Here is a 14,694-nt window from a genome sequence, read left to right on the forward strand (position 1 = left end):
GCGTGCTCAGGAAAGAAATCGCGTCATGAAACTCTTATTTGTCATCACGCAGCCTCTATCAGTGTATCGCAATTTCGTCGCGCCTCTTTACCGCCCCGAGGTTCACCCCTGCGCGGCCCCGGACCAGGCAACGCGCGCCGCATGGTCACGGTCAACGCGAGGCGAGCAATGCCGAGACCCAGGGGCCGATGAGGACAGAATCGCGGTCATCACCATGTGGACGCAGGGCAATCGATCTGTCGGTCGTAAACAGCCTTTCTCGGCCAGGCGCACGGGTCGGCCTCAGCGGCTGCCGGGCCGCGCTGGCTCACCGCCGGAGCAAGGATCTTCATCTGACCCAAGGCTGGCGCCGCGCGGTTGCGTTTAGCGGATGCTTCGGCCGAAGCGCAGACGCGGTTTGAAGACGTCTCTGGGGACACCCCGCGTCTTATCGCGGGACTGGAGACCATTGCGACGGGTGGTGTCCGACTGATCGCCTCTGGCCCGAATCCTTGGATTGAGGAGTTGCCGCAGTTATGACGCCGAATGCGCTAACGCCAAGCAAGGTTCTGTTTCTTGCCACCGGCCTGGCAGGATCGCTGCTCATTGGCCTGTCAGCGCAATTGCCCTCGGCCAATGTCGCCGACATCCAGGGAGGCCTCTTTTCCACGCCAGACGAGACATCCTGGATCCTCACGGTTTACACCATGGCCAGTTTCGCCGGCATCGTCACCTCCGGCCCATTCATCAGGTTCCTCAGCATCGGCCGCTATCTCACGGTGAGCGCCACGACCTTCATGATCACCGCGTTGGCCTGTGCCACAGCCCCCGATATTCGGGTGATGATCGCGCTGCGGACACTCCAAGGTTTCGTGGCCGGCGGGTTCGGTCCGGCCGCCTTCGTCGTCGTGTTCATGGTCACGGGCGGGCCGCGGCTTCCGTTCGGCGTGACCCTGCTCGCCTTCGTGCTTCTGTTCCCCGGCTCGATGGGACCAGTCATAGCGGGCTTCGCCGAAGACAGCCTTGGCTGGCAAATGCTGTTCCTGATCCAGGCCGGTTTCGGCGCGACGTTAGCCCTCTCGGCCTGGGCCTGGGTGCCGCGTCAGAACGACCCTGATTGGTCGGCCCTCAAGACCGATTGGATCGCCGTGATCCTGCTGTCGCTCGCGCTCGCGACGATGATGCTTGTCCTAAGTCAAGGCACGCGGCGTTTCTGGTTCGAGAACGAAATAATCCTCTGGAGCACCGCGGTTTCCCTCGCCGCGTGGGCCGGATTCCTGTTCCTGATGCGGTTTTCGCCCGTACCGATCATATCGCCCCGGCTTATTGCGTCGCGCAAATTGGGCATCCCGATCGCACTCAATCTGGTGTTTCGCGTCGGCCTCGTAGTGACCGCCTACCTCGTTCCGCAGTTCCTCGCAGTGGTGCAAGGCTATCGACCGGTGGAACTCGCTGAATTGTTTTTGTGGGCTGCAATCCCACAGCTTCTCGCACTGCCGCTGGTCTGGTGGCTCATGCATCGTCTCGACATGCGAGTAGTCATGGCGCTCGGCCTGGCGCTCTGCGCCATCGGTACGGCGTTCGTGGTTGGTGGCACGGCTCTCGTTGCCGCCGAGCAGTTGCGAGCGACACTTGTCATCTTCGCGATAGGCCAATTGCTGTTCCTGGCACCAGCCTTGGTCGTCGGCGCGACTTCTCTGAAACCTGCTGACCTTCCAACAGCCTCGCTTGCTTTCAACATAGCGACGCTCGGAGGCACGACCCTCGGAGTCGGCCTGGTGTCCCATTTTGTAACCGAGCGCGAAAAGTTTCACTCCAACGTCATCACAGAGAACGTATCGCTCTACAACGCGCTCAATGCTGATCGCCTGGCGACGCTCGCGGGAGCGTTTGCAAACCGGCTGGTCGACGACAACAGCACGATGGCCCGAGCGGCCGCCCTCTTAGCCTCGATTGCACGGCGCGAGGCGTGGGTCCTGGCGTTCAATGACGGCTTCCTCCTGGTTGTTAGCGTGTTGCTGATCGGCGCGATGGGAATTATCGCGATCGGCCGGTCGCCACCTTTGCGGCCAGTGAAGGTCGCCATAGGAGAAGCACCATGAAGCTATTAAGTGCTGGGCTGAGCAGTCTTCTCGTCGCTGGGATAGTGTTCGTCGTGGCCTCGACCTCGATGGCCCCGGGACGATGGTTCACCAGGCTGCATTCGACATCGACCGACAACGCTTACGTGCGTGGCGATGTCACGCCGATTAGCCCCAGGATCAGCGGCTACATCACGCAAGTCGCCGTACGGGACAATCAAGCTGTGAAAGCCGGGGACGTCCTATTCCGAATAGATGACAGCGACTATCGCGCCCGAGTCGACCAAGCTGCCGCCAGGATTGCCACGCGCCGCTCGGTGCTTGCCAATCTGACCAGCCGGGTCGACTTGCAGCACGCTGTCATTGAACAGATGATCGCCGCTTTGCAGGGCGCAGAAGCCGACGCCAACCAGGCCGCGCGCAATTTCGCGCGAACTCGAGAACTGAACAAAGGTGGTTGGGCTTCGCAGTCGATAAGCGACCAGGCGGAAGCGGACGATCTCCGGGCCCGCGCCAAGATCGCCGAAGCGCAGGCAAACCTAGCCGCCGCTCGGCAGCAGATGAACGTGGTCGAGACCCAGCGCCCGCAGCTCGAAGCCGACATCGCCGCAGCGGCTGCAGATCTCACGCTGGCAGAAATCGAACTCGCAAGTACGGTCGTGCAGTCACCGGCCGACGGCTGGGTCGGCGAACGCCAGGCCAGGGTCGGACAGTATGTCCGTGCCGGTACTCTGCTCGTCGCGGTCGTGCCTCGGAACGTCTGGGTCGTAGCCAATTTCAAGGAGACGCAGATTGCAGCGTTGAGGATAGGAGACAGTATAGAAATCTCAATCGATGGCATCCCCCAGCGGAAATTCACGGGTCGCGTCGAGAGCCTCTCGCCGGCCAGCGGAGCACAGTTCGCGCTTTTGCCACCTGACAACGCGACCGGCAATTTCACCCACATAGTCCAACGAATTCCGGTCAAGATCATCTTCGACCCGGGGCAGCCAGACCTTGATGTTCTGCGGCCCGGCATGTCAGCTCTGGTAGCTCTGACTTCTGCCAGCCATCCCAGTCACATCTGACCAGCCACATCTGATGCTCGGACCGGCGCCCCATGCGACATCAACGGCTGAACGCGAGCGCGAATGTCTGCTCATCGCCCTGCGGCAATGCCAGCTGTATGCCGACCAAGACACTAGTCGCCAAGGCCTATGCCGCACCTGGGTCAGCCTACATTGATGAAAAATGCGTGGCGCCTTTAGCCGGCGCTCATCCACCCGGTTCCATGTCGAGGTTGACCGGCTTCTCAACGACGATGCCAAACTCGGCCCCGCTGGCTCCGCGCGACTGCCAACATCCCTGGTACACTGCGCCTCCGAAGAGCTCGTCGATTGGCGGTCAGGCGTCGGCCCAAAACGCACGATCTCGGCCTCGACCGAGGGGAGATGCCGAGGCTATGCTACCGAATGCTTTCAGGGGAGAAACGTCGAAGAGACCCGGAGGAGCCTTGAACGCCACGCGAAATTCGGGGCAGTATTTCAGGCTCGTTTCGATGACTCGCAAAATTCCGGTTTACCGCGCATGCTTCTCTACATCACGCTTGGTACCAGTGACCTTGATCGAGCTCGTGTCTTTTATGACGCTGCGCTCGGCGCGCTCAGCTATACCTGCCGTCGGGCCGACGAGGTCGAGATAGGCTATGCGGCAGAGGGCGATAGCCGCAGTCGTCTGTGGGTTACGACCCCGTTCAACAAGAAGGCCGCCACTGTAGGCAACGGCTCCATGGTGGCTCTCGATGCGCCGAGCCGCGCTTCCGTCGATGCCTTCTATGCTGCCGCATTAGCCTCAGGTGGTACCGACGACGGCAAGCCGGGACTGCGGCCCCACCACGCAAATTTCTATGCGTGCTACGTCCGCGATCCGGATGGAAACAAGCTTTCCGCCGTCTGCGAAAGAACGGAATAGACAGGCAATGACAGCGCCATTGGTGGTGACGTGCTCTGTTCGGAAGATTGACCCATGGGATGCTTGCGACTCGCGGTCGAGGGGGCTTGAGATGGGCGGCGAGGCCGCTCGGCCAGCACCCTCCTCCGGGACCTGGAAAGGCTGCACTACGGCGCCACCGTCTCAGTCGCCCATACCCGGCCGAAGCCGGTTGGCTTTGATGGCGAGCACTTGGCCGCCACCATTCGCGTGACTGACCGGCTTGTTGAACCAGCTATTTCATTCCCGCGAGGGCGTTCACGTTGGCACAGAACTCGGCATAAGGCTTGCTCTGCGCCGCGTCGTTGCACTCCTTCATAATCATCGCCCGAGTGTTCTGCGGCATCGCCATGAACGTCGCCTTGAATTCAGGCATCGGCTTGAGCGTCTTCATGCTGGCATCAACGTAGAACGGCCGGATGTTGTCGACGACATCGAGTGCGCCGGCAAACACTACGCCGCCGAAGGCGGAAAGAGCAAACGTTGCACCGAGACAGATAATTTTGATGTTCATGGCGAAGTCCTTCTCCTGAGTTATGCAATCGCCCCGTCGGCGACCTCAGTGATGGTCTCTAATGAGTTATGTTATCCGGAGTTTCTCCCGAAGATTGTTATCGGGCCGAAGACGGACACGAATCTATTGCACGATGGTATCGTCGATACTTTCGCATCGGTCGATGCGACAAGAGGCCCGACGAGATTATCCAGGCATTGTGCACCTTATGGGATGCGTGGAAGTAACTCACAGGCCTGTTCCTTACTTCTACTGCACCCTATTCGCATGCCAGCGACATGCATGGGCCTGTTGCCGTGTGGCGCGCTATTGCCAACTCCACCTGCAGACCGACACCAAAGCATCATGGACTTCGCACCTAATGTAGCGCATTTTTCTTCGAGGGTCAGAGCCTCTTACTGCCAAAGAGGACTTACCAGAGCCAGAGAAAGCTACTTTAGCCGACATCCTCTAACCTCCGAATGGGTCAACCGATGACACGTTTTGTGCTTACCCGTCTACCCGGCGTTTGCACCGCCATAAAGTGGTCGGGGTGGTTGGGGAATGGCGGCCGTCGTATCCTTGGCGTTGTTGTAGTGGCGGGCGCGGCGATCATCTGGCTCGGACTCGACACTGGCCTTTTGACTCGCTGGTCTATAGCGAGCACAGCCGGTCTTGAACAAGATCTCATCGGCACCTCGCGGCACGAACCCGTTTGGGCCTTGAGTACTGTAGCGCACGCGGCCCCTACTTTGTCAGGACCGTTGGTTTCGCTGCTGGGAGCGCGGCAGTGGCTAAATTCGCAACCACTTCGCCCTGAAGATTTACGAGGCAGGGTCGTTCTGGTGAATTTCTGGACTTATACCTGCATAAACAGCTTGAGGGGCGCTCCCGTATCTCCGGGCTTGGGCGGAGAAATACAAGGATCGCGGACTTGTGGTCATCGGAGTGCACACGCCCGAATTCGCCTTTGAGAAACACTTCGTCAACGTAGGCAAGCAATTGGGATTGCTCGGCGTCGACTATCCTGTTGTTATCGACAACGACTACGGAATATGGCGGGCGTTCGGCAATCGAGCATGGCCGGCATTCCATTTCGTCGGCGCCGACGGCAGGGTGCGGCACCACGTATTCGGTGAACGCGATTACGACCAATCTGAACGCCTGATCCAAAAACTGCTGTCCGAAGCCACTGGCGAAGAGATAGCAGGTGATTTGGTAGCCGTCGCCGGCGAAGGTCCTCAGGCCGCAGCCGATAAACAGAATCTGCGCTCGCCTGAAAGTTATGTCGGCTATGCCCTAGGCCGAACGTTCGTATCTCCCGGTGGCGTTAACGAAGATGCTCCCACTCTTTATCAGGCGGTACAAGCGCTGTCCCTCAATCGTTGGAGCCTAGCAGGCATTTGGACTATTGGTAGCGAGTTCGCAACCTTGAACGATCCATCTGGTAGCATTTCGTACCGGTTTCATTCCCGCGATCTTCATCTAGTGTTGGCTCCTGCCGTCCAAGGCCAAGGCATTCGCTTTCGTGTCAAGATCGATGGAGCACCGCCCGGGGTCGATCATGGTTTTGACACTGACCCCGAAGGCTGGGGAAACGTGCAGGACGGGCGCATGTATCAGCTTGTCCGGCAAAGAGGATCAGTCGAAGATCGGACCTTCCAGATTGAGTTCTTCGACGCCGGTGTACGGGCCTATGCCTTTACGTTCGGATAATTACCAAAACAGGTTTGGGACGACGCGCCTGCACGAGCGTCTGTTGGCGATCGGCCGTCGCGCCACTCGGGTGATGTGCGGCGCCACCGCCGCTCCAGCTATACAAAACATATCGGCGACACCATCGTCCGATAGTTTTGCGTCCGCTGATATATGATCTTTGCCTCCGCATCTGAACAGATTGCGCGGATAAAGGGCGAAGCACCGCTCTTTGCGACCAGCATCGAGCGGACTCTCGACAGGAACTGGCATCGATCGTGACCTCTGCTGGCGCAATATTGACCGATGCAGGGAGTGCGATCTGACGCATCCTGTGGCGCACCACTCCAGCAGTACAACAGCATGCGCCGCCAACCGTACGCGGCTTCGGAAGTACGCACCTGTGCAAAGAGGTTCTCCGCTAACTAACCGCGTGATCACCGCGGCATCGGCCAACCACTACCCGCATCCAATTTATGCTCGGAGTTGTCATGGAAGACTGCCTCGCCCGCATTTTCACTCACCCGGTGATCCAGGCACCGATGGTGGGTGTTTCTACGCCACAGCTTGCGGCCGCCGTATCCAACGCCGGGGGTGTGGGATCGCTCGGTATTGGAGCGAGTTCTGTCGCCGCGGCGCAGCACATGATAGAGGAGACCCGCGGCCTCACCTCGGCCGCTTTCAACGTCAACGTCTTTTGCCATCCTCCGGCGCAGCGGGATCAGGTACTAGAAACTGCATGGATAGAATATCTTACCCCGCTGTTTCACGAATTTGACGTTTCGCCTCCGGTCGACGTCAAGGAGATCTACAAGAGCTTTGTCGAGGATGACGAAGCCTTGCGGATGCTCCTCGCTATGAGACCCGCCATTGTAAGCTTTCATTTCGGCCTGCCTCCTCAGGAACACATTAACGCGCTGCGCGATGCCGGAATCATTACCTTGGCGACAGCGACGAATCTCAGTGAAGTGCGTCTGATCGAGGATGCGGGGATCGATGCCATTGTCGCCCAAGGAATAGAAGCTGGTGGGCACCGGGGTCAGTTCGATCTGTCCGAACATGACCTAGGGCTGAGCATGTCCGTTCTGATGCGTCTGCTCGTTCGGAATACGCGGCTCCCGGTGATTGCCGCCGGAGGCATTATGGACACACGAGGCGTAAAGGCCGCACTTACATTGGGCGCTGCTGCCGTTCAGATGGGGACGGCCTTCATTTTGTGCCCCGAGTCTGGCGCGGACTCGGCATATCGTGCTGCCCTCAAAAGCGAACGTGCCGCAGACACACGCCTGACGTCCGCGATTTCCGGGCGGCCTGCTCGCGGACTGGCTAATCGCTTTATGGAGATTGGCTCGATTGGCCCGCGCGTTCCGAGCTACCCAGTGGCCTACGACATTGGAAAGACGCTGTACGCCGTCTCCAAGGCGCAAGGCAGCGATGCATTTGGTGCCTACTGGGCCGGACAAGGAGCAGCGCTCGCCCGTGAGGTGCCTGCCGCTGTATTGGTGGCCAGTATCTTAAGCGGAATTTAGCTGGAAACGATGGTGTCACCGTGCAGCTGTGGATCTGCCGGCTCTGTGAAAATGCCGATCTTTCCGGAGAGACGGGTGGAAGCGTATTTGTCGATGAAGTTGCAGAAATTTGAAGATCGGCATGGCGAGAACGCACGAAACGTGGGTGAAGCTGACCGTCATCGAGCGAAGGGGGCGCCGGCGCATCTCGTCGGTAGCGCCAAGTGCCGCTTCTCCTCACGCGGCTCCGTCCTGCGGCTCGCTGCAGGGCGGTGAGTTACTCAGCAGCGGCCTGCGCCCGTGATGATGGCCCTCCTGTCATTCTTCAGGACAGCGAGCCAGCTCGTCTGATAGGCAGCTGTGTTGTCGCGCGGATCATGCACCACGCCCCGGTCGGCACACGATGCGGGAAGCTCGGCAACGAGCTCCTCGATATGGCAGAGGTGCCGCGTTGCCGCAGGGTCGTCTCATCGCCACCGCCTTCGCCCAATGGCGCGCCATAGCCGACCAGATCCGGCCGAAGGTGCCGAAGCTGGCGACAATCATGGACGACGCCGAGTCCGACGTGCTGGCCTACGCGCGCCTCGTCCCAGGGAAAGCTGATGCCTGCGCGGCATCAACTGACTGGATGGAGTTCACACGGCTTCAGATAGGCGGCGCTTGGGACATAGCCTTCGGCAAGCACCAAGACGCCTCAATCCAATGACCCCTTTGTCCTCCCGAAACAGTACTAGCCCTGCAGAAGCTTGAGCAACTGCTTGGCAGCCGAGCTAGATGAGGAGGGGTTCTGGCCGGTGATCAAGCGACCGTCAACGACTGTGAAATCGGCCCAATCACCAGCTTTTTCATAGTTGCCGCCCAAACGCTTCAGCTCGTCCTCGACGAGGAAGGGGACGACATCCGTCAGGTGGACCGCTTCCTCCTCGCTGTTGGTGAAGCCGGTGACACGCTTTCCCTTGACGATAGGTTGACCCCGATAGGTCACCTTTTGCAGGACAGCCGGGGCATGACACACTGCGACGACCGGCCTGTCTGAGTTGTAAAAATCCTCAATCAGGCTGATCGAATTCTCGTCATTGACAAGGTCCCACATGGGACCATGGCCCCCCGGATAAAAAACCGCATCGAAACCGTCCGCTTTCACGTCGCCGAGCTTTTCGGTCTTCGCCAATAGGTGCTGAGTTTCGGAGTCTTTCTTGAAGCGCGTCATCGCTTCTGTCTGATTGTCCGGATCGTCGCTTTTGGGGTCGATCGGCGGCTGCCCTCCCTTGGGCGATGCCAAAGTGATCTCGGCTCCGGCGTCCCTGAACACGTAGTAGGGCGCCGCGAACTCTTCCAGCCAGAAACCCGTCTGCTCGCCCGTATTCCCGAGCTGGTCATGCGACGTTAATACCATCAGGATTTTCATAGTCAGTCTCCGTTAGTTGCGGCGTGTCCCAGACCGGCATTGCCCGGTTACTCTTAATCCGGCTTCTCGTGATCTTCGAGGGCTATTCTTCGTACTTGGCTGTATAGTGTCCGAGGTTCTTTTCCACGTCCCCAGGCTGCTGCAGCCCCTGGTTAACGAGAGCTTTCACTCGCGCCTGAGCACCGGGCCTTTGTACAGAATTGATGAATGCGTCCCATCCCGGTTGCATTTCGGCGTCCGGCGGCAGGCTGGCGAGATCAACCAGGTTCTTGGTCTCGGCAATGGCTTCCTGATCGAACGAAGCAATACGCCTCGCCAAAGCATCGACAAAACTGTCGAGTTCGGAGTCAGGAAGTGCCCGATTCACGTAGCCGTAACGCTCAGCCAGTTCTCCGTTGAAATCATCCGCGCCAATCAGGATTTCCATTGCGCGGCCACGGCCAACCAGGCGAGGCAAACGCGCCATTGGGCCGCCACCCGGGACGAATCCCGCTCCGACTTCGAATTGCGACAGAACCGCTTTCTCGCGACTGGCGAAACGCATATCTGCAGCGAGCGCAAGTTCGCTGCCAATGCCACTCGCCCGGCCGCGAATCGATACGATTGTCACGGCCTTGAGACGGCTGAGGCGAACCATGAGGTCGGGCACGGGGTGCATGCCCGTAGGCCCCGGCTTCATCCCCGTGGAATCTTCAAGGGGCTTCAACAGGTCATAGTGCGCGATGAAATAGCCTGGGACCGCGCTGTCAATTACGACAACCTTAACGTTCGGGTCCGCTTCAACCTGGTCCAGGATGTTAACTAGTTCCCGAACCTCCGCAGGGCCGATTATGTTGAGGGGCGGGTTGTCGAAGGTGACCTCCCAGTACGCCGCACTCTTGCGGGTCAAGCGGATATTCTCCGTCTGCTTGTTCTCAGCTGCTAGAACATGCGCGTGGGCGCCACCCGATGGCTTCGAGGTTTGTGCGAGTGTCTGGGTAGAGAAGCAAGCTACTGACGTTGCGGCGAACAGTATTGCTAGCTTATTGATATTGGACCCCTTCATCGCTTGATTCCAGCTAGTTGAGCGCGGGGATCTGGCTTTTTGCACGTCGGATCCACCAGCAACGTCGTCAATTTCGATAGGCATGGGTCAGCTTCCTGTCGCTGCGCGCATGCGCCGGTAGTCGAGTGTAGGCAAGCCGCCCCAGCCCCAGTTGTCTGTGTCGACCTCCTCGATGATGACAAAAGTCGAGTCTAGAGACTTGTTAAGGACATCGCGCAGGAGCTGGCTCGCGCCCTTGATTAGGGCCGCCTTCTCCTCCGCAGTGACCGACGTTGTTCCTGACTTGGTGCCCTCGCGGGTCACTTGAATGGTAACAATAGGCATGTTGTTTCCTCGGCGAATTGGATGCTAAATACGAATTTCCTTAATGGCCGGCACTTTGGCCGCCATCTACGTGCAGGATCTCTCCGGTCACGAAGGCAGCCGATTCCAGGTAGAGAATTGCCTCCACAACATCGGCGATTTCGCCCATGCGTCCGACGGGGTGAAGGGCGCCAAGCGCTTCGTGCGTCTGGACCGGATGGATAGTCGTCTTGATGACACCGGGCGAGACCGCGTTCACCCGGATCCCGCGGCTTGCATACTCGATGGCAAGCGATCTGGTCGCGGCGTTCAAGCCGCCCTTAGTCAACGCAACGAGCGCCGCTGGCACGGCCGTATTTGGATGTGCGACCAGACTCGTTGTGACCTGCACGATATGGCCTCTGCACTTCTTTTCCATTTCGCGAGCGGCGAGTTGCGTGATGTGAAAGAAACCAGCGATGTTGACACCAAGGACCGCCATGAAGTCCTCCTCGGTGTAGAGGTTGAACGGCTTGGAGATAAAGATGCCCGCGTTGTTGATGAGCGTGTCTATCCGTCCGAACCGATCCACTCCTGTGGCGATAACGCGCTCGGCCGTCTTGGGATCGGAGATGTCACCGGGTACGACCAGGATGTCATCGTCGCCCGACGACTCCATCGAACGTGCTGTGGCGACCACACGGTAGTTCCGATCCCGGTACGCCCTTGCAAGTGCAGCGCCAATACCGCGCGACGCGCCGGTAACGACTGCTACTTTCCGTTCGTCACCCACAGTAATTCACCTTTTCGACTTCCTTGTACCCAGTTCTTCACAACGCAATAGACAGAATGCAGGAGGAAGGGTGCGAAATCGATAGTACGAAGGTGTTATCGATACCTTGGGATTAGTGGATTAGTGTCGAGCTATTCGGGGTGGATCGGACTCCGCAACTGTGGCTGGGCGCTAAACCGCGTTAGGATCGCCGCGGAAGGATGGGCTACTGAGCGGACTTAGGCCCGCGACATGCGGGAGTCAGCGCGCGAGGCCGAGCCTCGCGGCAATGTTCACTAGGTCGGGAAGAGTTTTCGCTTCCATCTTGCGCATTACGCTGCCCCGATGCGGCTTGATGGACACGTGATCTCGCCGTCAGTTCCAATCTTCGCGATGATAGTGATTTTGGCAGCTGAACAGAGGCATGAGGATCGACGCGCAGGACCTGCGCAGAGAGTATTCGATCCGCTCTCTACCGCCAAATCTCAGAGGATAGGAATGGCCCTGTCCTTCCGATCTGCCGTTCAAGCCCACGACGGCATGCTCTGGGCTTGCCCAACGCCCCCACGGGGCTCAATATTTCAATTCGCGTTAGGCACCCATACGCTCCGTCGGCATAGTGTGAGGCCCTGGAAGTCGCGCACATTTGTGATCTCCGAATCGTCGCGCGTCGCCGGGCTCGCCGGACGCAGGATCGATCGCCAGCATTCGAGCAGCCGCAGCAAGTTTCCCGATTGAGTAGCTTCACTGCAGCCATGAGCTTCGTCGAGCCGAAAGCCGTATATTCGGGCTGGGCTCGGTTGACAAAGTAGATCTGCCGGTCAAGCCCGCGGTCCACGCGATGGTCGGCAACACCTCCGCCCCCCGACCGAGATGGATCTCCATTGCCATCCGTTCGCGGGTGCTAAGCTGCGCCACGAAATGCGGACCGTCCCATTGTATCTTTGTCGGTTTTCAGACGTGCAGTGTTATCTAGCTGCTATCAATACGAAGGTATTCCGACACCATCGTGCAATAGATTTGCCTCGGCTAACAGTCGATGTGTAAGTCGCATCCAAACGGATCAATTAGGCCGAGGAGCATATCATGTCAGCATTACCGATCTCGCCCACACGGCGCGAACTACTTGCCGCCACAGCCGCTGTGGGCGCTCTCAACCTGCTCCCGGGAACGCGGCGGGCGGCGGGTGCTAGCGGCTCCATCCGCCCATTGAGACGGCCCGCTGGTTAGCCGAAAGTAGAGCGCAGCAAAACAACACTAGAGGAGAATAAAGGAGACCATCATGAACCAGACTCTGTCCAAAAGAGCCGTCGCACACTCCGCAGGAACGGTCGACCTGAAGCTCGAGGTCGTCGTCATCTCTGTATCGGACGTCGATCGGGCCAAGCGCTTTTATGGTGACTTGGGCTGGCGGCTCGACGGAGACTTCGTCGTCGGGGACGAATTTCGGGGCGTACAATTCACACCTCCCGGCTCTCCCGCCTCGATCCAATTCGGTAAGGAGACGCCGTCCGCGGCGCCAGGATCGGCAAATCGACTCTATCTCGTTGTGTCGGACATCGTGGCGGCTCGTGCCGAGCTCTTAGGTCGTGGTGTCGAAGTGAGTGAAGTGTTCCACCGTGCCGGTCCGGGAAAACCGGCCGTACCCGGCCCGGACCCGGAACGGCGCAGTTATTTTACCTATGCCACGTTCCGCGACCCGGATGGCAATGAATGGCTGCTCCAGGAAGTCACCACCCGATTCCCGGGCCGGATTGACTCGAACACGACGAGCTTCGCCTCGGCATCGGATCTGGCGGGCGCCTTGCGGCGTGCGTCGGCCACTCACGGCGAGCACGAGAAGCGGAACGGCGGCCAGCGAGATGATAACTGGCCGGATTGGTACGCCGAATACATGGTGGCGGAGCAGTCGGGCAAGCCGCTACCTCTTTAAGCAGCCGTTGCGGCGGCTTCAATAGGTGACTGCGCACGATTGCAAGCTGCTCCTTTCAGCCCCGACGGTTGGAGACTGCAATCGTGCGTTCCTTCGGTCGATCACCAGACACCCCTGCTTGCCGCGCCCATCAACCCAAAGATATTGGCGATACCATCGTGCAATAGATTTGCTCTGCGTAACAGCCGATTTGAGTATCGTATTCGACAGATGGGAACACAGAGGAGGTTGTCCATGTCTGCAACATCACTATCGCCCACGCGCCGCGATCTGCTTGCCGCCACGGCCGCAGCCGGGACCCTCAGCCTGATGCCATCAATGCTTCGCGCAGAGGCCGCTGACAATTCAATCCGTCCCTTCCGCATCAGTGTCTCCGAAGAGGCGCTCGTAGATCTTCGCAGGCGCATCGCGGCGACACGGTGGCCCGACATGGAAACCGTCAGTGACCGTACCCAAGGTGTCCAATTGGCGAAGCTCAAGCCGCTCGTAGAGTACTGGGGTACCCTCTACGACTGGCACAAGGTCGAAGCGAAGCTCAACCAGATCCCCCAGTTCATCACCGAGCTCGACGGGTTGGAAATCCAATTCGCTCACATCCGTTCGCCCCATAACAACGCCATGCCGCTGCTTATGACGCACGGTTGGCCGGGCTCCATTATCGAGCTGCTCAAGGTCATCGATCCACTCACCAATCCCACGGCCCATGGCGGTAGCGCCGAGGATGCCTTTCACCTCGTCCTTCCCACAATGCCTGGCTACGGCTTCTCTGGCCATCCAAAGACGACCGGCTGGAGCCCAGCTCGGATGGCGAGCGCGTTCCACGAGCTGATGCTCCGGCTTGGCTACCAGCAGTACGTCTCCCAAGGAGGCGACTGGGGCGCGATCATCTCTGAGCTGCTCGCGGTGCAAGCGCCGGAGGGTCTCCTCGGCATCCACGTCAATATGCCCGGCACTGTGCCGCCGGACGTCCTCCGGCACCTACGCAATTTCGATGCCGTACCCGCGGATTTCTCGGAGAGCGAGATGGTAGCCTACGACCGGCTCCTGCATTTCTACCGCGACGGCTTCGGCTACGCGGCGATGATGAATCAGAGCCCGCAGACGATAGGCTACGCCCTCGCGGATTCGCCGGTCGCCATGGCGGCATATTACTACGACAAATTCGCGGAGTGGACCGACAGCGGCGGAGAACCAGAGAAAGTCCTGACGTACGACGAGATGTTGGACGCCATCTCTCTCTACTGGCTGACCAATACCGGGACATCATCGTCTCGGTCCTACTGGGAAGGCGCCCGGGCAGGCGGCGGCCCGTTCAACGCGTTCGACATCCCGGCTGTCCCGGTCGCGGTTAGCGTGTTCCCAGCCGAGATCTACCGCGCGCCTCGGCGGTGGGGCGAGCAGAGTTTCGGCAACCTCATCTACTGGAACGAGGTCGACAAGGGCGGCCACTTCGCTGCCTGGGAGCAGCCCGAACTCTTTTCCGCCGAGATCAGGGCCGCGTTCCGCTCGCTTCGTCAATCGGGATGAGAT

At 59.3% G+C, this 14,694-nt stretch carries 12 protein-coding genes and 2 pseudogenes; 8 read left to right on the forward strand and 6 right to left on the reverse strand.

Annotated elements, in window-relative coordinates:
* Positions 1 to 515 precede the first annotated feature (515 nt).
* The 3 genes from NKI25_RS16045 to NKI25_RS16055 all read left to right on the forward strand — a co-directional run bounded on the left by NKI25_RS16045 (position 516) and on the right by NKI25_RS16055 (position 4,010).
* Positions 516 to 2,081: an MFS transporter gene (locus tag NKI25_RS16045; RefSeq protein WP_352998674.1), complete on the forward strand. Its 1,566-nt coding sequence runs from the start codon at positions 516 to 518 to the stop codon at positions 2,079 to 2,081.
* Between the two features lie 44 nt (positions 2,082 to 2,125).
* Positions 2,126 to 3,127 (forward strand): HlyD family secretion protein, encoded by a 1,002-nt coding sequence (locus tag NKI25_RS16050; protein WP_352998675.1) that lies wholly within the window; start codon positions 2,126 to 2,128, stop codon positions 3,125 to 3,127.
* Positions 3,128 to 3,626: 499 nt separating this feature from the next.
* Positions 3,627 to 4,010 (forward strand): VOC family protein, encoded by a 384-nt coding sequence (locus tag NKI25_RS16055; protein ID WP_352787490.1) that lies wholly within the window; start codon positions 3,627 to 3,629, stop codon positions 4,008 to 4,010.
* A 253-nt stretch (positions 4,011 to 4,263) separates the two neighbouring features.
* Here the strand turns inward: NKI25_RS16055 and NKI25_RS16060 are convergent, their stop codons facing one another.
* Entirely contained in the window at positions 4,264 to 4,542 is a 279-nt protein-coding gene (locus NKI25_RS16060; RefSeq protein ID WP_352787491.1) for a hypothetical protein, read from the reverse strand.
* 915 nt (positions 4,543 to 5,457) lie between these two features.
* Between NKI25_RS16060 and NKI25_RS16065 the strand changes: the two genes are divergently transcribed.
* Together NKI25_RS16065 and NKI25_RS16070 are read left to right on the forward strand one after the other, a co-directional pair.
* Positions 5,458 to 6,237 (forward strand): thioredoxin family protein, encoded by a 780-nt coding sequence (locus tag NKI25_RS16065; protein WP_352998676.1) that lies wholly within the window; start codon positions 5,458 to 5,460, stop codon positions 6,235 to 6,237.
* A gap of 470 nt (positions 6,238 to 6,707) precedes the next feature.
* Positions 6,708 to 7,745: an NAD(P)H-dependent flavin oxidoreductase gene (locus NKI25_RS16070; RefSeq protein ID WP_352998677.1), complete on the forward strand. Its 1,038-nt coding sequence runs from the start codon at positions 6,708 to 6,710 to the stop codon at positions 7,743 to 7,745.
* A 260-nt stretch (positions 7,746 to 8,005) separates the two neighbouring features.
* Here NKI25_RS16070 and NKI25_RS16075 read toward each other — a convergent pair.
* Positions 8,006 to 8,158: pseudogene (locus NKI25_RS16075) on the reverse strand (zincin-like metallopeptidase domain-containing protein); the annotation flags it as partial.
* Here NKI25_RS16075 and NKI25_RS36455 point away from each other — a divergent pair.
* A pseudogene (locus NKI25_RS36455) lies at positions 8,122 to 8,301 on the forward strand (IS256 family transposase); the annotation flags it as partial. The pseudogenes NKI25_RS16075 and NKI25_RS36455 sit on opposite strands and share 37 nt — an antisense overlap.
* A gap of 153 nt (positions 8,302 to 8,454) precedes the next feature.
* Here NKI25_RS36455 and NKI25_RS16085 read toward each other — a convergent pair.
* The 4 genes from NKI25_RS16085 to NKI25_RS16100 all read right to left on the reverse strand — a co-directional run bounded on the left by NKI25_RS16085 (position 8,455) and on the right by NKI25_RS16100 (position 11,252).
* Positions 8,455 to 9,132 carry a type 1 glutamine amidotransferase domain-containing protein gene (locus NKI25_RS16085; RefSeq protein ID WP_352998678.1) on the reverse strand — a complete coding sequence of 226 codons (678 nt, stop codon included), beginning with the start codon at positions 9,130 to 9,132 and terminating at the stop codon, positions 8,455 to 8,457.
* Between the two features lie 82 nt (positions 9,133 to 9,214).
* Positions 9,215 to 10,261: an enoyl-CoA hydratase/isomerase family protein gene (locus NKI25_RS16090; RefSeq protein ID WP_352998679.1), complete on the reverse strand. Its 1,047-nt coding sequence runs from the start codon at positions 10,259 to 10,261 to the stop codon at positions 9,215 to 9,217.
* 3 nt (positions 10,262 to 10,264) lie between these two features.
* Complete coding sequence (locus tag NKI25_RS16095) at positions 10,265 to 10,501, reverse strand: tautomerase family protein (RefSeq protein ID WP_352906740.1); 237 nt, start codon at positions 10,499 to 10,501, stop codon at positions 10,265 to 10,267.
* A gap of 40 nt (positions 10,502 to 10,541) precedes the next feature.
* Positions 10,542 to 11,252: an SDR family NAD(P)-dependent oxidoreductase gene (locus tag NKI25_RS16100; RefSeq protein ID WP_352998680.1), complete on the reverse strand. Its 711-nt coding sequence runs from the start codon at positions 11,250 to 11,252 to the stop codon at positions 10,542 to 10,544.
* Positions 11,253 to 12,513: 1,261 nt separating this feature from the next.
* On the opposite strand from NKI25_RS16100, the gene NKI25_RS16110 reads away from it, so the two are divergent.
* On the forward strand, positions 12,514 to 13,164 hold the full coding sequence (locus NKI25_RS16110) for a VOC family protein (RefSeq protein WP_352998681.1): 651 nt from the start codon (positions 12,514 to 12,516) through the stop codon (positions 13,162 to 13,164).
* A gap of 234 nt (positions 13,165 to 13,398) precedes the next feature.
* Positions 13,399 to 14,691 carry an epoxide hydrolase family protein gene (locus tag NKI25_RS16115; RefSeq protein ID WP_352998682.1) on the forward strand — a complete coding sequence of 431 codons (1,293 nt, stop codon included), beginning with the start codon at positions 13,399 to 13,401 and terminating at the stop codon, positions 14,689 to 14,691.
* Positions 14,692 to 14,694: the final 3 nt, after the last annotated feature.

The organism is Mesorhizobium sp. M0808 (assembly GCF_040320025.1).
Taxonomy (GTDB): Bacteria; Pseudomonadota; Alphaproteobacteria; order Rhizobiales; family Rhizobiaceae; genus Mesorhizobium.